The organism is Nocardia sp. NPDC127579 (genome assembly GCF_042672005.1).
Lineage (GTDB): Bacteria > Actinomycetota > Actinomycetes > Mycobacteriales > Mycobacteriaceae > Nocardia.
The window spans coordinates 541,707-560,157 of record NZ_JBHXVZ010000001.1; the positions used below are offsets into that span (position 1 = coordinate 541,707).

The 18,451-nt window shown below is 69.3% G+C and carries 9 protein-coding genes; 1 reads left to right on the forward strand and 8 read right to left on the reverse strand.

Annotation, left to right across the window (positions count from 1 at the left end; translation table 11 throughout):
- Nucleotides 1–30: 30 nt before the first annotated feature.
- The 6 genes from ACFVMC_RS02195 to ACFVMC_RS02220 are packed head-to-tail and all read right to left on the reverse strand — an operon-like array spanning nucleotide 31 to nucleotide 13,929.
- Nucleotides 31–1,335 carry a polyketide synthase gene (locus ACFVMC_RS02195; RefSeq protein ID WP_379206080.1) on the reverse strand — a complete coding sequence of 435 codons (1,305 nt, stop codon included), beginning with the start codon at nucleotides 1,333–1,335 and terminating at the stop codon, nucleotides 31–33.
- Nucleotides 1,332–2,078, reverse strand: coding sequence for a thioesterase II family protein (locus tag ACFVMC_RS02200; protein WP_379207764.1), 747 nt, complete (start codon nucleotides 2,076–2,078; stop codon nucleotides 1,332–1,334). The genes ACFVMC_RS02195 and ACFVMC_RS02200 overlap by 4 nt, the downstream gene beginning before the upstream one ends.
- Nucleotides 2,079–2,092: 14 nt before the next feature.
- A complete protein-coding gene (locus tag ACFVMC_RS02205) occupies nucleotides 2,093–6,580 on the reverse strand; it encodes an amino acid adenylation domain-containing protein (protein ID WP_379207766.1) in 4,488 nt (1,495 codons plus the stop codon).
- The gene (locus tag ACFVMC_RS02210) at nucleotides 6,580–11,601 is read right to left on the reverse strand and encodes an amino acid adenylation domain-containing protein (protein ID WP_379206082.1); all 5,022 of its coding nucleotides are present in this window, start codon (nucleotides 11,599–11,601) and stop codon (nucleotides 6,580–6,582) included. Before ACFVMC_RS02210 ends, ACFVMC_RS02205 begins: the two co-directional genes overlap by 1 nt.
- 51 nt (nucleotides 11,602–11,652) lie before the next feature.
- Nucleotides 11,653–12,588: a methionyl-tRNA formyltransferase gene (locus ACFVMC_RS02215; protein WP_379206084.1), complete on the reverse strand. Its 936-nt coding sequence runs from the start codon at nucleotides 12,586–12,588 to the stop codon at nucleotides 11,653–11,655.
- Nucleotides 12,589–12,633: 45 nt separating this feature from the next.
- Nucleotides 12,634–13,929, reverse strand: a complete 1,296-nt coding sequence (locus ACFVMC_RS02220; protein ID WP_379206086.1) for a SidA/IucD/PvdA family monooxygenase — start codon at nucleotides 13,927–13,929, stop codon at nucleotides 12,634–12,636.
- A 113-nt stretch (nucleotides 13,930–14,042) separates the two neighbouring features.
- On the opposite strand from ACFVMC_RS02220, the gene ACFVMC_RS02225 reads away from it, so the two are divergent.
- Nucleotides 14,043–14,756: a siderophore-interacting protein gene (locus ACFVMC_RS02225; protein WP_379206088.1), complete on the forward strand. Its 714-nt coding sequence runs from the start codon at nucleotides 14,043–14,045 to the stop codon at nucleotides 14,754–14,756.
- A gap of 53 nt (nucleotides 14,757–14,809) precedes the next feature.
- Here the strand turns inward: ACFVMC_RS02225 and ACFVMC_RS02230 are convergent, their stop codons facing one another.
- Complete coding sequence (locus ACFVMC_RS02230) at nucleotides 14,810–16,540, reverse strand: ABC transporter ATP-binding protein (RefSeq protein WP_379206090.1); 1,731 nt, start codon at nucleotides 16,538–16,540, stop codon at nucleotides 14,810–14,812.
- Nucleotides 16,537–18,378, reverse strand: a complete 1,842-nt coding sequence (locus ACFVMC_RS02235) for an ABC transporter ATP-binding protein (protein WP_379206092.1) — start codon at nucleotides 18,376–18,378, stop codon at nucleotides 16,537–16,539. Before ACFVMC_RS02235 ends, ACFVMC_RS02230 begins: the two co-directional genes overlap by 4 nt.
- Nucleotides 18,379–18,451: the final 73 nt, after the last annotated feature.

Here is an 18,451-nt window from a genome sequence, read left to right on the forward strand (position 1 = left end):
ACCGGGATCGAGCCGTCGGGCAGCTGGTAGCTAGAAATCGTCGTTCTCCTCAGGCGCGGGCATCGCGATGATCGCGTGCGCGTTGGATCCCCCCGCACCGAACGACGAGACGGCGCCGTAGCGGTAGCCGTTCGTCGGTGCCCAGGTGTGCGCGGTGTCCGCCAGACGCAGGCTCGACCGGTCCCAGTCGATGCGGGTGGTCGGCTTGTCGGCGAACAGGGTCGCCGGAATCCGCCCGTGGCGTCCCGCGAGCAGCAGTTTGATCAGGCCGAGCATGCCGGCGGCGGCCTGGGCGTGCCCGGCATTGGATTTCACCGAGCCGAGCAGCGGTGCCGAGCCGGCCGCGCCGTAGGTGTTCTGCAAGGCGGTGAGTTCCACGGGATCGCCTGCGCGCGTGGCAGTTCCGTGGCCTTCGATCATTCCGATCAGGGCTGGATCGATGCCCGCGCGGTCGAGCGTCTTGCGGATCACCCGCTCCTGCGCGTCGGCGCGCGGCACCAGAATCGGTTTGCCCCGGCCGTTGTGGTTGTGATGCGAGCCGAGGATCCGACCGTGGATTCGATGTCCCAGCCGCTTGGCGCGTGATTCCCGTTCCACCACAACGAGTCCCGCGCCTTCACCCCAGAGGGTGCCGGTGGCGTCATCCGCGTAGGACCGGCAGTGCCCGTCGGTGGACAGCGCGTTGTGCTTGGCGAACTCGTAGAAGGCCATCGGCGACCCCTGCACGCACACCGCCCCGGCCAGCGCCCACTCACAGTCGCCCGCACGTACCGCGGCGGTGGCCAGGTGCAGCGCGGTCAACGACGACGCGCACGCGGAGTCGACGGTCAGCGACGGCCCGATCAGTCCCAGGCTGTGCGAGATCCGCCCGGCCATGCTCAGCAGGCCGTATCCGATGGTGCGCACACCGGTGTAGTCGTTGACCTCGTCGGCGCGCGGTCCGTACTCCATCGGTGAGGCACCGATGAAGCATCCGACCTCGGCTCCCGCCAGCGAGCCCGGGTTGATCCCGGCGTTCTCCAGCGCCTGCCACGCCACCCGCAGCATGACCCGCTGCTGCGGATCGGTCGCGAGCGCCTCGCGCTGTCCGATGCCGAACAGCCCGGGGTCGAATTCGGCCGCGCCGGTGAGGAACCCGCCCGCATCGCGGACCTCGCTCCACCCGTCCAGCCGGGATACCGCGAGCAGGTCGTCGATGCGCCAGCCCCGATCCCGCGGGAACGGGCCGACCAGCTCCTTTTCCGCGATGAGCGCGTCCCAGTAGGCCGCCGGGGTGTCGACGCCGCCGGGCGCCTCGACCGCCATACCGGAGATGACAATGGGATCGTCGGTCATGGCTGCGCCTGCTTCGCGAGGATCTCGGTGACGGCGTCGACATGGCTGTTCAGATAGAAATGCCCGCCCTCGAACATGGTGACCTCGACTTCGTCTGCGTGCTTGTGCCAGCCGTGCAGATCGGCCATGGACACGATCGGATCCCGGTCGCCGCCGATGGCGTGGATGCGGGTGCCGACGCGCACCGTCTCCGGACAGCGGTAGGCCTCGGACGCCTTGTGGTCGGCCTTGATCGCGGGTAATGACATGCGCATGATCTCCCGGCTGGCCAGCACGTCGGAGTTGATGCCCTCCAGCATGATCAGGTGATCGAGCAACTCGTCGTCGTCTTCGGGTGTGGGTTTGCGGTAGGCGGCCCGGGAGGGGGCGACGGCCGCGGACACCGTCAACTGCCGCACGTCCACGCCCGCGACGGCCGCCAGCCGGACGAATTCGAAGGAGACCAGCGAGCCCATGCTGTGCCCGAACACGAGGATCGGTACGCCGCGGTTGTACCCGGAGTGCCGGAACTCGGCGAACGCGCCGGCGGCGAGATCGGGCAGTGCGGTCAGGGCCGGTTCCTTGGCCCGGTCCTGACGGCCGGGATACTGCATGACGGCCACATCGAAGTGCTCGCTCAGGGCCTTGGACAGCGTGCGATAGGCAGACGCACCCGCACCGGCGTGCGGAAAGATCAGCAGCGGTAGCCGGTCCGGCGCCGTCGGCTTGTGGAACTGCCTCATCCATAGCGGCTTGTGCGGCATGGTCGTACTCACTTTCACTTACTCGAATCCAGGGCGGCCGCGAGGGCGGCGACGGCGCCCTCCCACAGTTCGACGAGGCGGTCCAGGTCGGCGGGGGTGAACAGGGCGTCGCTCCACCGCCAGGTGACCATCAGTTGCGGACCGGCCGCGGTGGCGTGCACGGCGGCGATCAAGCCGAGCGAATAGCGCAGCGGCAGATCGGGTTCCGGTGCGATCGGCAAAGCCGCGGCTACGGCCGGGTCGGTGATCATCGTCCACGGGCCGGTGTCCGCGGCGCCGAGATCGATCCGGCCCAGATAGTTGAACTCGACCTGAGGCTGCGGGCAGGCGGACCATTCCGGTACGCCGCGCACCGCGTGCAGCAGGCCGAAGTCGATCCCCTGCGCGGGAACTGCGGCCAGGTGCGCGGCGACCGAGCCCAACAGGGCCCGGGCGGCGCGCGGATCGGCCGCGGCGCCGTCGAGGTCGAGCGCGGCGGAACCCGCACCGAGCCGGACCGGATACGTGGTGGAGAACCAGCCGACCGTTCCGGAAGTGTCGGCACCGACCACCGCGTCGGCCCGGCCGTGGCTCTCCACACCGATCAGCGCGCCACCGGCATGGTCCTGACCACGTTCCCGTCGCCAGGACGCCAGCGTCACCGTCAGTGCCGCGAGCAGGAACTCACGAACACCGGCCGCCTCGGCGAGGATGCGCGCGCTGAGTTCGATCGGCGTCGCGACCGGGGTGAGCCGTAGGCTCGACCAGGTGTCGTCGGCGCGCGCCGGGCGGGCGCCGAGGGCCGGATCGGGTCCGTCTAGCTGGTCGGTCCAATAGGGCTGCTGGGCAAGCACTTCCGGCGTCTCGGCGCGCTCCCACAGCAGTCGGCACCACTGGCGATAGGTAAGGGGTTCGGTCACCGCCTTGGGCACCGTGCCGAGGCCGATCTGCTGCCACGCGTCGGCCAGATCGGCGAGCAGCAGGGCCCAGGAGACCACGTCCACCGCGAGGTGATGGATGACCAGGAGCAGCAGATCGCCGCGCGGGGTACCGCGCAGCCGAACCGCGCGCACCAGGTCACCGGCGCGGGGATCGAGGCCGCCGAGTGCGGTGCGGGCCACCGCACCGAGCCATTCCTCGAACGACGGCGCGGCACCGTCGAATTCGACCTGGGTCACGATGTCGGCGGCGGCGACACACCCCGGTTCACGGGTGACCAACCGCGGTCCCGCGGCCGTGTCGTCCAGGCGCGCCCGCAGGGTGTCCCGGCCGTCGAGCAGCGCCTGGAGTACCGCATGCAGGTCGTCGGCGCGGAGCTCGGCGGGCAGCGTGACGAGCGCGGACTGGGCCAGCCCACGGTGTTCGGGCTGCGCCAGCAGCCAGGACACGATCGGCAGCGGCGGCACCGGACCGTAGTCGTCGACGGTGCGCGCCCGCGCGGTCTGCTCGCGGCGGTCGATCGCGGCGGCGAGGTCGCGAATCGTGGGGGCGGACACCACCATGCGCACATCGACCGCCAGCCCGTGCCGTCGCACCCGATTCACCAGCGAGATCGCGACGATGCTGTCCATGCCGAGCGCGAAGAAGTCCTCGTCGACGCCGGCGACCCGGCCGTCGAACACCTCGGCGAGCGCCTCGGACAGCGTGTGCTCGGTCGGTGTGGCAGGAGTCGTGCTCGCCGGGCCGGCACCGTCGAGCGCCGCCTCGGCCAGCCGGGTCAGTTCCCGCACGTCCAGCTTGCCGTTGCGGTTCACCGGCAGCTCGGGCAGTGCCAGCAGCCGAGCCGGAATCATGTAGGCGGGCAGGCGATTCGCCAGCGCGGCTCGCAGTTCCACCAGGTCGGGCTCCGTACCGACGACGAATCCGATCAGGCTCACCGCGTCACCGCGGCGCAGGACGGTCGCGGCCGCGGCGGTAATGCCGGGCAGCCCGCGCAGCGCCGTTTCCACCTCGCCGATCTCGATCCGGTAGCCACGAATCTTCACCTGATCGTCGGCCCGGCCGAGGTAGGCCAGCGAGCCGTCGGGCAGCCGCCGGACCAGATCACCGGTGCGGTACATGCGCTCACCGAGCCGGAACGGGTCGGCGGTGAAGCGGTCCGCGGTGGCCGCGGGACGGCCCGCGTAGCCCCGGGCCAGCTGTGGCCCCGCGAGGTACAGCTCACCGGTCACACCGGTCGCTACCGACCGCAGCCGGGAATCCAGGACGTAACCCGACATGCCCGCGGTCGGGCGCCCGATGGTCGGCACCGCGGCTTCCGGCGTGAGGTCCGCGACCACCGCCTCGACCGTCGTCTCGGTCGGGCCGTAGCAGTTGTGCACAGCGATCCCCAAGGCGCGCAGTCGATTCCACAACTGGGTGTCGATTGCCTCACCGCCGAGTGCGAGCACCGACAGTCCCTGATCGAGCAGTCCGGCGGCTGCCAGCTGCCGGAACATCGACGGTGTGGTGTCGATCATGTCGATACCGTGCCGTCCGAGCGAGGACACCAACCGCTGCGCGTCGCGCACAGTCGCGTCGTCGAACAGGTGGATCTGGTGGCCGTCGAGCAGGCCGATCAGCGGCTGCCAGGAGGCGTCGAAACTCAGGGACCACGCGTGCGCGATGCGCAGTGGGCGGCCCAGTCGCGCCGTCGCCGGGCGGTAAACCCGCTCGCGATGATCGAGGAAGTAGCTGACCAGCGCCGCGTGGGTGTTCACGACCCCCTTGGGTTCGCCGGTCGAACCGGAGGTGAAGATGACGTAGGCACTCTGCGCCGGGTCCCGGCGGCCCGGCGTTGCCGCCGCCCCGGCCGCCAGGTCGTCCAGGTCCAGTGCCGAATCCAATTCCGCGCCATAACCGTCCGAGGTCAAGACCAGCTTCGGCCGGGCCTGCCGCAGGATCGATTCGACACGCGACGCGGGCAGCGTCACATCGACCGGCACGTACGCCGCACCGGCGGCGAGGGTCGCCAGGATGGCGACGATCGAGCGGGAACCGCGCGGAAGATACAGGGCGACGACATCTTCGGGGCCGACACCGCGTTCCGCGAGCGCGCCGGCCAACTCGGCGCTGGCCCGGTACAGCTCACGGTAGGTCATGCGCTCTGTGTCGGTGGTCAGCGCCACGGCCTCGGGCGTCGCCGCGACCTGTCGTTCGAAGAGCTCGAAAATCGTTGTGCGGGTCTCGGGTTCGGCGACCGGACGAGTCGATTCAGCGATCCGCCGGCCGGGCAGCACCGACAGCTCGTCGGTGCGCAGCTCCGCGCTGCCGGGCAGCCCGCGCAGCAGCGTGAGCATGCACTCACCGAGCTCCTCCGGCAGGAACGAGATCGCCGGCCGTACCGCCTCCACCACCACGGTCAGTTCGTCCTCGTGGGCATAGGCGACCACGGTGAGCGGGTAATGGGTGAGATTCTTGGCCATGAGCGCGCGGAAGCTGACCGGCTCGGCGGTATCCGCGGTCAGCACGTCGTCCATGGGCGCGTTCTGGAACACGAACATGGTGTCGAACAGCGCGCTGTGCCCCGCTGCCCGCTGCACCGTGGACAGGCTCAGGTAGCCGTTGTCCCGCATCACCGCCGATTCCCGTTGCAGCCGAACACAGTCCGCGGCGACGGTGGCCTCCGGCTCGAAGCGGAAAGGCACCGGGATGGTGTTCAGGAACAGCCCGATCATGCGTTCCACGCCCGGCATCTGCTCCGGGCGCCCGGTCACGATCGTGCCGTACACGACATCGCGGCGGTCCGAGAGCCGCGACAGCAGCACGGTCCAGGCGAACTGCACCGCCGTGTTCAGGGTCAGCCCGTATTCGCGCGCCCACCCCCGCAGTCGTTCGGTGTCCGCGGCGGGCAGGACGAACCGCGTGACTTCCGCCGCCTCCGCGCTCGCCCCGGCGATGCCCGGCCCCGCACCATCGGCGACCAGCAGCGGCGCGCTCAGCCCGGACAGCTGTGCGGTCCACCAATCCCGGGCCGCGGCCCGGTCTTTCGCGCCGAGCCAGCCGATGTAGTCGCGATACGGCCGGGCCGGTGGCAGCGCGTCGGCCGCACCGCCCGCTCGATACAGCGCGCGCAGCTCGCCGAACAGGACGCCGAGCGACCAGCCGTCCACCAGGATGTGGTGGATCATCAGCAGCAACCGCGCCCGGGCGACACCGTCCTCGGACGGCAGCGTGACCAGGGTGGCCCGCAGCGCGGGTCCCGCGCCGAGATCGAAGCCGCGGCGCAGTTCCCCGGCCTCGATGGCGTCGAGTTCCGCGGGCTCCGCGGCCCGTTCGGTCCACGGCAGCACGACCTCTCGCGGCACGATCTGCACCGGCGCCGGCACATCACGATCCCAGAACACCGCGCGCAGATTCGGGTGCCGTCGCAGCAGCGTCTCCAGGCAGCGCCGCAGCAGCGCCGCGTCGAGCGGACCGGCGATGTCCACGATGAACGGCACCGTGTACACGTCCTGGCCCGCCTCGGACAGCCGGGCCAGCGAGAACAGCCCCTCCTGCAAGGGGCTCAGCGCGAGGACATCCTCGATCTCCGGAACACCCATCAGCGCTGCGCCCACGAACTCTGCAGTGCGGCAAGCGCGTCCGCGTCCAGTCCGGACGCCGACATGGGCGCGTGGGTGACCTCGGCGGCTTCGACCACGGGCGGGTTCGCGATCGCCTCGTCCACGGCGGCGGCCAGCTCGGCGATGGTGAAGTACTCGAAGATCAGCTGCGGCGTCAGCGGAAGACCGGCTTCGGCAGCCCGGGTAGCCCACTTGATCGCGATCACGCTGTCACCGCCCAGACCGAAGAAGCCGTCCTCCCGGTCGATCTCGGTGATCTCCAGGAGTTCGCCGAGCAGCGCGGCCAAAGTGCGTTCGGTGTCGGTTCGCGGTGCGCCGCTTTCGGATTCGGCCGATTCGGCGGCCGCGTACCGGACCGCCGCACCGCGTGGCTCCCACCCGGCGGGCAGCAGGGCGAGGTCACCGAGCGCGCGGTCCGGCTGCTCGGCGAAGGCCCGCAGCACGGCGACCAGCACATCGGCGAACACCTGCCCGGTGGCGGCCTCGTACAGGTCCGGATTGACCACCACGCGCGCGGTCAGATCGCCGCTGGGTTCGACCGAGTAGTCCAGGTGGAAGTCCATGAACGAGACGTCGTAGTACCCGGCGATGCCGCTGATCGTGGTCGCGCCGTCGGCGCTGAACGGCTCGGCCGCGGGCCGATGCCGGAAGTGCATCATGACCTGGAACAGCGGATTCCGCGACAGTGTGCGGGCCGGATTGATCGCCTCCACCAGGCGCTCGAACGGCACACCCTGGTGACTGATCGCGTCCAGCGCCCGGTCCCGCACGCGCTCGAGCATGCGGTGCGGCGTCGGGTCGCCGGACACGTCGTGGCGCATCACCACCACATTGGCGAACAGGCCGATGAGTTCATCGGTGCTCTGCCCGATCCGGTTCGCGACCGCGGCGCCCACCGCCACGTCCTCGATCCCGCCGAGTGCGTTGACCACCACGGCGCTCACCGCCTGGCACAGCATGAACTCGGTCGCACCGGCCGCTTCGGCCCTGGCGCGCAAGGCATTCCAGGTAGAAGCAGGTAGCGTGCGCGCAGCACTGTGGCCATCCCGGCCGAGTACCCGGGGACGCGGATGGTCGTGCGCCACCGCGATCTCGTCGGGTAATCCGGCCAGGGTGTCGCGCCAGTAATCGAGCTGTGCCTGACCGTAGGCGCTGACCGCGCGGTCGGCGCCGCGGTCGAAGATCTCCCGCTGCCACATCGCGAAATCGGCGAACTGAATGGCGAATTCGGACCATTCGGGGGCGTGGCCCGCGGCCCGGGCCCGGTAGGCGACGCGCAGATCGTCGACGAAGATCTGGCAGGACCGCATATCGGCGATGATGTGGTGCATCAGCACCGACAGCACATGCGTCCGGGGCCCGAGTTCGAGCAGCCGCAGCCGCAGCATGGGCTCGCCGGCCAGGTCGAACACGTAGTCCCAGTCCGCCGCCAGTTCCCGCTGGAGTGCGGCGTCGAGGTCACCGGTCAGGGTCTCGACCGGCAGCGATACCGGCGCCGGCGCGTGCACCGCCTGGTACGGCGTGCCGTCGTGTTCCGGAAAGGTGGTGCGCAGCGACTCGTGCCGGGCCACCACGTCATCGACGGCGGCGCGCAGCGCGGCGATATCGAGCGCGCCGTCGAAACGCACCGGGTAGCTGACGTTTTCGCCTTCGATCGGGCCCTCGAGCCGGCGTTGCAGCCAGTAGACCCGCTGCGAGTACGACAGCGGAACGAACTCCGACCGCACTCGGCGCAGCAGATCAGGCTTGGCGGTGGGGTTGTCGGCGATCGGTTCGGCGGGCGCGGGCGCGTCGAGTTCGTCCAGGTCGATCTCGAACTCGGCGCGAAACACCGCGACCACGTGTGCGGCCAGCGCGGACACGGTCGGCTTGTCGAACGGCACCCGCATATCGATCTCGAGGCCGAACTCGGCTCGGATCATGGTGATCAACCGGGCCGCGAGCAGCGAATGCCCGCCGAGTTCGAAGAACGAGTCGTCGGCACCCACCCGCTCACGCTGGAACAGGTTGCCGAACAGGCCCGCGATCTTGACTTCGGTAGCCGTGCCGGGCGCCCGATAGGCGCGGGTGTCGGCGAGTACCGGAGCGGGCAGGGCGCGCTTGTCCAGCTTGCCGTGCGCGGTCAACGGCACCTCGTCGATCTGCACGAAGGCCGCGGGCACCATGTACTCGGGCAGGGCGGCGGCTACATGCGCGCGCAGGTCGGCCACGTCGACCGGGTCGGCGGCGACGACATAGGCGAGCAGCACCGGCCCCAGCGACTCGTGCTCGGACACGATCACCACACAGTGCGCCACCGCCGGATGGTCGGTGACCGTGGCTTCGACCTCACCCAGTTCTATCCGGTGACCGCGCACCTTGACCTGTTCGTCGGCCCGGCCGACGAATTCGATGGCGCCCGCGACGTTCCGGCGTGCCAGGTCGCCGGTGCGGTAGAGCCGGCCGCCGGGAGCGAACGGGTCCGCGACGAAACGCTGAGCGCTCAGCCCTGGCCGATCCAGATAGCCGCGGGCCAGCTGACGACCGCCGAGATAGATCTCGCCGACCACGCCGCAGGGTACGAGTTGCAGTGCGTCGTCGAGCAGGTAGAGGTGGACATTGCGGTTGGGGCCGCCGATCGGCACGATGCCGGTGCCCTGCGGTCCGTCGACCGTCATATGAGTCGAGCTCACCACCGCTTCGGTGGGGCCGTAGTGATTTCGCAGTTCCGCGTCGAACTGGGTGGCGAAGCGGTCGGCGAGCTCGCCGGCCAGTGCCTCACCGCCGACCGGGACGTGCCGCAGCGTGCGCCAGTCGTTGGCCTCCGGCAGGGTGAGGAAGGTCGCCAGCATGGATGGCACCATGTGCAGCACCGTGATGCCGTGCCGGGTGACCAGATCCGCGACATAGGGGATGTCCCGGTAGGCGTTGGGCTTCGGAACCACCACGCGCGCACCGGCGTTCAGCGTGACGAAGATATCCAACAGCGACGCGTCGAAACTCACCGAGGTCGACTGCAGCACCCGGTCGGCGGGCGTGAGCGCCCATTCGGCGGTGAAGCCGGTGAGATGCTCGGCGATCGCATCGTGCGGCACCGGAACGCCTTTCGGCTTGCCGGTGGAGCCCGAGGTGTAGATGACGTAGGCGGTGTTCGCGGGATGGAGCGCGCGGAGGCGGTCGGCGTCGACCGGGTCCCGGTCGGGTAGCGCGGCGGCCGCCTGTTCCGCCTCGGCCAGGGTCGTCTCATCCAGGACCAGTGCCGGGCGGGCGTCGTCCAGCAGGTAACGCACCCGGTCGGCCGGGTAGGCCGGGTCGATCGGCAGGTAGGCCGCACCCGCCTTCAACACCGCCAGGGTGGCCACCACGAATTCCACAGAGGTGGCCAGGCGTAGGGCCACCAGGTCCTCGGTCCCGACGCCCTGTCGAATCAGCCAGTGCGCCAACTGGTTCGCGCGACGGTCCAGCGCGAGATAGGACAGCTCGACGGTGTCGGAAGACAGCGCGATGTGCTCCGGCGACGCGGCGACCTGCCGCTCGAACAGCGCGACCATGGTGGTCACGGTTTCCTCGACCCGCGCACCGCTCGACTGCGCGAGCACCGTGTCGCGATCGGCTCCGAGCAGGTCGAGGTCCCGAATACGCTGGTCCGGGTCGGCCAGGGCACTGGTCAGCAGCTGGACATAGTGGTCGAGCAGTTGCGCCACCAGCGGCTCGGCCAGCTCGTCGACCAGGTAGGTCGCTTCCACCCGGGCGCCCGTGTCGTCGTGCACCACCATCAGGCCGAGCGGCTCCTGTGCCACCGCACTGCCCAATTCCAGTTCCCGGGCCTGGATTTCGGGTAGTTCGAAGCTGTTCGCCGCCCGCCGGACCGCGAAACTGAGCTGCACCAGCTGTGCGAGCGCATCGCTGCCCGCGACCCGCTGCGGGCTGACCGCCGCGATCACCCGATCGATACCGGCCTGCTGATTGGCGAACGCGTCCAGGCACGACTGCCGGGCCCGGGCGAGCAGTTCGGTGAAAGTTTCGGTGCCACGCGCGGACGCCCGGATCAGCAGGGTGTTGCCGAAGTAGCCGATCAGCGGCTGCGCGCCCGCGGCATTGCGTTCGGTCACCGGCACCGAGACCAGGAAATCGGTGGCCGCTGTGTAGCGCCGGATCAGTGCCTGGAAACCGGCGAGCAGGACCATGAACGGCGTCAGCGATCGCTCCCGGCCGATGACGGACACCTGTTCCATCAGTTCCGGTGGCAAGGCGCGCACACAGCGGGCGGCGTTACGCGAAACCGGACCACTCACCGGCCGATTCGGCAACTCGATGCGTTCCGGCAGCGGGGTCAGCGCGCCGCGCCAGAATTCCAGCGCCGCGCTGTCCTCCCGATCGCCGGGACCGGACACCTCGACATCGACGTACTGGGCCCGCAGCTCCGGCAGCCGCTCGTTTCGGTAGGCCGCACTGATCTCGGCGAAGAACACCGGCCAGGAATCGTCGTCCCAGGCGATGTGATGCACGGTCAGTACCAGCACATGCGTGCGCTCGGCGGTACGAATCAGACTGGCGCGCAACGGACTGTCCGCGGACAGGTCGAAGGGCCGGGCGAACTCACGCCGAGCCAGCACCGTCACCCGCGGCTCGCGTCCCCCGGCAGCGAGTTCGGTGAGATCGTGTTCGTGCCAGTCGAACTCGGCCTGCGGCCGGGAAACCTGGTACGGCTCACCATCGGCGCCGACGTGGTAGCGGGTGCGCAACACCTCGTGCCGGGCCACCACCGTCTCGAACGCGGACCGCAGGCGCGGCGTGTCCAACGGACCGTCGAGCTGGTAGGCCACGCAGATGTTCAGTGTCGTATCACTCGGATCGAGCTGTTGCAGAAACCACATGCGCCGCTGCGCCGCCGAGAGCGGGCCGGGCTCGCCGGGCGCCCGGTTCGCCGGTGCCGGTTCCGGAGTCGCCGCCGTGACACCCTGTTCCCGCATGCGCTGCTGGAGCAGGAGCTTGCGGCGCTCGCGAATGTCGTCTGCCATGTCAATCCTTCGAGATTTCTGCGATTGTGGTGGTTGCCGGATCGGCCGCGGTCACTGATCGGTGAGGTAGCCGCCGCGCACGAAGAATTCGGCCCCGGCGTGCTCTTGGCCGTCGTCGGTGCGCACCCGGTCGATGACCAGGCCGTGGTTGCGACCGCGGACCGCGTCCGGGCCGCAGACCACCGCGGCGCCGCCTTCCTGCACGATCACCCGGCCGGGCGTTCCGCCGTAGCGCGCCTGTGAGATCCGCGCGCCGAGCACCTCGACGCGAACGCCGCGGTAGTGCGTGAACGCCCTCGGGTACGGCGCGGACAGCGCGCGCACGAAACGCTCCAGATCCGCGGCCGACCAGTTCCAGTCGATCCGGCTGTCGCGTGCGGAACGCTTGTGGAAGTAAGTGCGCTCGTCCTTGGGCTGGGGCCGCCACTGCGCGGTCCCCGATTCCAGGGCCGACAGCGCTTCGGCCAGCGCGCCCGGAATGAGTTCCATACCGCGCAGCACCAATTCGGTGCCGGTGTCGACGGGTCCGATCGGAAGCCGGTGTTGCACCAGGATGTCGCCGGTGTCGAGTTGGTCGTCCATCCGGTGGATGGTCAGCCCGGTCTCGGACTCGCCGCTGATCAGCGCCCAGAGGACCGGCGAGAAACCGGTGAACTTCGGCAGCAGCGAATCGTGCAGGTTCAGGGTGCCGTGCGGCGGGAGGTCGTAGAGCTCCGCGGGCATCCAGGTGTACCAGCTGTTCACGACGATGACGTCGGGTTCGGCCCGCTTGACCAGGTCGATGGTGGCACCGTCGGCCCGCTCGGTGAGGTGCACCGGAATGCCGTGCTCGCGCGCGAGTTCCTCCACGGAATCCGACCAGATTCCCTTGTAGGCATCGGCACTGGCCGGGTGGGTCACCGCGAGTACCACCTCGTGCTCCGAATCGAGCAGGGCCTGAAGGGTTTTACGGCCCCAGGTCTGGAACCCGAAAGACACGATGCGCATACCGAACCTCACTAACCGAATAACTTAGGTCAGCCTAGCCTAATGCTAGCCGCCGGGCGCCATGCGCGCAGGTGCCACCTCGCTCGGCCGCCGCCCCGGCGTCGCGGTCATCGAGCGCAGTACCCGATCCGAAAGTTCGCCCAGGCAGCTGAGATTGGGAAAGCCCGGCCCCTGGGCCAGCGCCGCCAGATTCGGCAGGAACAGCTTCGTGTCCAGACCGGACACCGCGAGGTCGTAATCGATCGAGGCCTCGATCCGCGCGGTGGTCAGCTCGCCGCCGACCGCGAGCTCCAGCAGATCCGAGGCGTTCGCGTCGAACAGATCCAGGAACCACAAGGGTTGCCCGCCGGTCGCGTCGATCACGAGATCGAAGGCGTGCACCTGATCCGGGCGCAACTCGTTGCGCAGCGTCAACGCCACCCCCTCGCCCTGATCCACGAGGCGCACCACTCGGCCCTGCATGTGATGCACCCGATTGTCGCCGAGCAGGCTCTCCTGCACCCGGACCGAGAAGACACCCCGATCCGTCCGCCGGATCACATCACGCCGCTCGGCCATGCTCAGCGCCGTCCACTTGACCGCATCGCTGAACAGCGAATTCTCGAAATAGCTTTCGCCGCGGGTGTACAGGGTGGCCATCGGCGAGATCACCGAGATGGAGAGCATGCCGTGCCGCACCAGTTCGTCCAGCGCCGACCCCGCGGTCTCACCCCCGCCGATCACCGCGACCCGCGAGGACACCGGTAGCCGGCGCTTGCCCGCGAGATCCCAGAATTCCGCGATACTGAGCACTTTCGGATGCTTCGCGAGCGCCTTGGCGCTACGGCCCGGACCGGTCATCATCAAAGCGTCGGCGTCGATCTGAGTGGGCACGCCGTCGGCGTCGACCGCAGTCACCAGCCATCCGTCGGCCGCCGCCGCGATGGCGGACACGGTGCCGAGCACGAGTTCGAGATCGATCTCACGGGCCACCCACTGCAGGTATTTCGCCCACACGTGATGCTGGGGACTGGGCCGGCCGCGGTCGATCCATTCGGCATAGGTGCCGTGCTCGACCAGGAACGAGGTCCAGCTGTAGGCCGTCATCGCCTGGTTGATCGCACGGTTGTGGCCACGCGCCCAGGTCGAACGATAGGGAAAGCCGATGTCCTTCTCCGGACTGGTGCCCAGCCGGTGCTGCCCATCGGTCCAGCCGCCGCTGGGTAGCCAATTGCCGCCCACCGCCTGGGCTTCCACCACCACGACGCGCGGCGCGGACAGCCCGAGCGCACGCAGTACGTGGGCTTTGGCCGCGACGGCCAGGGCTTTCGGCCCGGCTCCGACCACTACCAGCGTTTCCACGAACCGCGCTCCCATCGATCTGGCGCGTCCTCGTACTTCACGCACTCGGACCAGGACTGTACCTGTAAGGTAAGGCTATGCAAACACCTTGCCATTAGGTTAACCTAACGCGCATGGGCAGAGGATTCAACGGCGTCATGGTCAAGGCGTGGGGTGGCCAGGATTATCGCCTCACCGTGCGGTCGAGCGAGGGCGTCACCGAGAACTACGTGCGGCTCGAGTTCGACGCGAACGGACTGCTGGCCGACCACCCGCAACACCCGACCCAGTATGTGCGGGTATGGATTCCCGAAGACGGCACCGAGAAGCTGCACCACCGCGCCTTCACCCTGATCGATCAGGATCCCGAGAACGATCGCCTTTTCATCGAGTTCGCGCTGCATCACGGACCCGCGGCGAACTGGGCGCGCAACGCCGTTCCAGGCGATCAGCTCGACGTGACCGTACTCGAGTACGACGCCAAGAAGCGGCTCCCCGAGCAGGTCGAGGGCGAGTACCTGATCTTCGGCGACACCGCGTCACTGCCCGCGATCAACGCGCTGCTCGAATCCATCGGTGACACGCCCGCTCGCATCTGGCTGGAATGGCAGCACGAGTCCGATCAGACGCTGCCCGTGCGCAACAAGCCGCACCACGAGGTGACCTGGTTGCAGCGGGTGGACGACGGACGTCTGATGCGCGAGCAGGCCCAGGAGATCACCTGCGCCGCCGACGCGTTCGCCTGGGTGGCGTGCTGCGGGCAGACGACACGTTCGATCGTGAAGACCTTCAAGACGACGCACGGACTGCCGAAGACCTCGCTCAAATACCAGGCCTACTGGAAGTAGCCCGAACGACGAAGGCGCCGTATCCGTCACGGATACGGCGCCTTTCGCGTTTCTCAGGCGGGTTCCAGATGCCAGCCCGCGGCGCGGGACCGCTCGTTCCAGAAGGCGGCGTAGCGACCGTCCCGGGCGAGCAATTCCTCGTGCGTACCGCGTTCGACGATTCGACCGCCATCGAGGAACAGAATCTGATCAGCGTGCGCGATGGTGGACAGTCGATGGGCCACCACGAGCACCGTTTTGTCCCTGGTGATCTCGTGCACACCGCGCACGACCACCGCCTCGCTGTGCGGATCGAGGGCGCTCGTCGCCTCGTCCAGCAGCACGATCGGCGCGTCCTTGAGCAGCGCCCGCGCGATCGAAACACGTTGACGCTCTCCGCCGGAGAGCGCGGCGCCCCCCTCACCCACCTGGGTGTCGAACCCCTCGGGCAGGCGCTCGACGATCTCGTCGACGCGGGCCGCCGCCGCCGCGCGGCGCACCTCGTCGTCGGTGGCCTCCGGGTTGCCGATGCGAATATTGTCGGCGACGGAACGGTCGAAGAGGTAGACGTTCTGGAAGACAAGTGCCAGCTGACTCAGCAGTGTCGCCGACGGCTGTTCACGGACATCGTGGCCGCCGACCTGAACCCGGCCGGAGCCGACGTCGTAGAACCGGGCCACCAGGCGCAGCAGGGTGGTCTTACCCGCACCGCTCGGGCCGACGATGGCCGTGGTGGTACCCGCGGGCACGGTGAACGACAACTCCGAGAGCACCGGTTCACCAGGGCGGTAACCGAATTCGACGTTGTCGAAGGACACGCTCGGCGCACCCGGGGTGACCGGCGAATCCGCCTCGGGCAGCACCGGTTCGGCGAGCAGCGCGCTCACCCGGTCCGCGGCGGACGCCGCGGTACGCAACGCATTGCCGACCTGCGCGGCCTGGTTGAGAGGTTCGATGAAGCGTGAGCTCACCGCGATCAACGCGATGGCGGCGGCCGCCGAGATCGCGCCGCCGGTCGCCTGATTCACCACGACATACACCAGCACCAGGAACACCGCCTGCACGCACAGCGCGAAAACGATCAGCGCGGGCACGCTGGCCACCATCATGCGCAGCCCGGCCGACCGCTGACCGGCCAGCGCCGCGTCCAGCGCGCGGTTGCCCCGGCCCACCGCGCCGAAGGCCCGCAGCACCGGCTGAGCCTGCGCGAATTCGATGACGCGGGAATCGGCTTCGGCCGCGGCGGCGTGCAGCCGCCGGTCCGCGCGGGTGTAGGCGCGGTTGGCCGCCCCGTTGACCAGGTAGAGCACCGGCGCGGCGAGCAGCATGGCCAGCGCGATCCGCCAGTCGATGAACAACATGCCCAGCGCGACGCCGAGCGGGACGATGACACCGGCGCAGATCTTGGCGACCAGATAGGCGACCAGGCCCTGGATCTCGCGCACCTGCTCCACCACCAGCCGCGACAGCGGGCCGGCGTCACGCTGCTCGAACCAGCCGAGCGGCAGCGCGTTCAGATGGTCACCCAGTCGGGTCTGGAGCCCGCGCTGCATGCCGACGCCGATCCGCAGGCCGATCGCTGCCTGCTGGAAGCCGAACACCACCACGCCCGCGACCGCGACCGCCATCCCCGCTGTCCACAGCCAGGCCCGGCCGAGATCCCCGTCGAACAGGGCCTGCAGCACCGGGACCAGCAGCAGGTAGGCGGCGGCCTGGCTCAGCGCCTGAGCCAGGATCGCGGCGAAGAGTTTCGGTGTGAGCGGGGCGAATTCGACCGGGATCAGGCCGAGAACCTTGCGAATCATCGTGCGTCCGTTTCGATCATGGCCAGTTCACCCACGGCCGCCTCGTTGATTTCCCAGAGCCGCTGGTAGGTGCCGCCCGCACCGCGCAGGCTCGCGTGGTCACCCTGTTCGACCAGAGACCCGTTCTCCAGCACCAGGATTCGATCCACGCCGGTGATGGTGTGCAGCCGGTGCGCGATGACGAGCACGGTGCGACCGGCCACCAGCACAGCCAGCGCGTCCTGCACCGCCGCCTCGGATTCTGGATCGGCGAACGCGGTGGCCTCGTCGAGAACCAGCACCGGCGTATCCGCCAGCAGCGCGCGGGCGATCGAAAGGCGTTGCGCCTCACCGCCGGACAGGCTCGCATCGCCGCCGATCTCGGAGTCGTAGCCGCGCGGCAGCGCCATGATCCGGTCGTGGATCTGCGCCGCGCGGGCCGCCCGCTCCAGTGCGGCGTCATCGGCGTCGGGGCGGGCGAGCAGCAGGTTGTCCCGCACGCTGCCGCGCACCAGCCGCACATCCTGGAAGACGAATCCGACGGCGCGGTAGAGCTCCTCGGTGCCGAAGTCCCGGATATCGCGGCCGTCGATGGTGATCCGGCCCGCGCCGACGTCGTAGAACCTGGGCAGCAGCTTGGCCAGGGTGGACTTGCCGGAACCGCTCGGGCCGACCAGGGCGGTGATGGTGCCCGGGGTCAGCTCCAGATCGACGCCGCGCAGCACCTCGTGGCCATCGCGGTACCCGAAGCTGACACCCTCGTATCGCACCACGCCGGAAGGCGCGGCCGCCGTGCCGGTTTCCGACGGCGCGCGCAACTCCTCGGTCTGCTGCAACTCGTGCAGGCGCAGCGCCGCGGCGCCGCCGGAGCGCAGCGCCTGCGCGCCGTAACCCAGCCCGGTCAGCGAGCTGCCGATGCCGAGCCCGACCAGCAGGAAGGGCAGCACGTCCAGCGCCTCGAGCCAGCCCCAGCCGGTCGCGGCCAGCCCGGCGACCAGCACCACCAGCATGACGAAGACCGGCATCACCACGGTGTCGGAGGCGGATTGCACCTTGACGATCGGCGTCTTCATCCGGTCCACGCTGCGCGCCTGATGGTCGACCGCGGCCTGGAACTCGCTGTGTGCCTTGCCCGCCTGACCGAATGCCCGGACCACCTGGATGCCGTCGGCGAACTCGATCAGCGCCTGCCGGGTGCGCTGTTCGGCCCGGTTGTAGACCACGATCCGGTCCCGGCCGTCGACATCCACGATCCGGCTGTACAGCACGGCGAAGGCGATGATCGGCAGCAACAGCACCAGCGTCAGCCGCCAGTCGACGGTGCACAGATAGCCGAGGGTGAACAGTGGGACGACCAGCGCGCCGACGAACTCCAGCCGCGCGTGCGCGACCAGATAATGCAGCGCCTCCACGTCGTCCTGGAGGAACCGCTTCACCTCGCCGGAGTTGCGGGCGTCGAACCAGCCCAGCGGCACGCGGGTGAGTTTGGCGGCGAGCAGCCGGCGCAGCGAGAGCTGGTAGCTGCCGTCCACCAGGTGCGACCAGGTCAACGCGGCGGCCTGCACGATCGCGCGGACGCCGAGCACGATGCCCGCGATGGTCAGCAGCCGCCAGACCCGGTCGGAGTCGGCCTGATCGGCCAGCAGTTCCCGGCAGGCCTCGACGATCAGCAGGAACGGCAGCACGGAACCGACCGCGGCCACCGCCATCAGCAGGCTGGCCAGCAGCAGCGGTGCACGGACCGGCGCCAGGATTTCCTTGCGGGCCTGGGCCTCCTGCTGTTTGCGCGACTTCGCGTGCGCTCGGGGCGTGCGGTTTCCCGTATCCGCCGCCGGTAGCGGCGCGGCCTCCACCGTCATAGGTAACTCCCTCTCAACCTCACGGTACGAAAGGAAGGCTAGCCTAAGTTGCATCGGCGTGGAAACTGGCGTA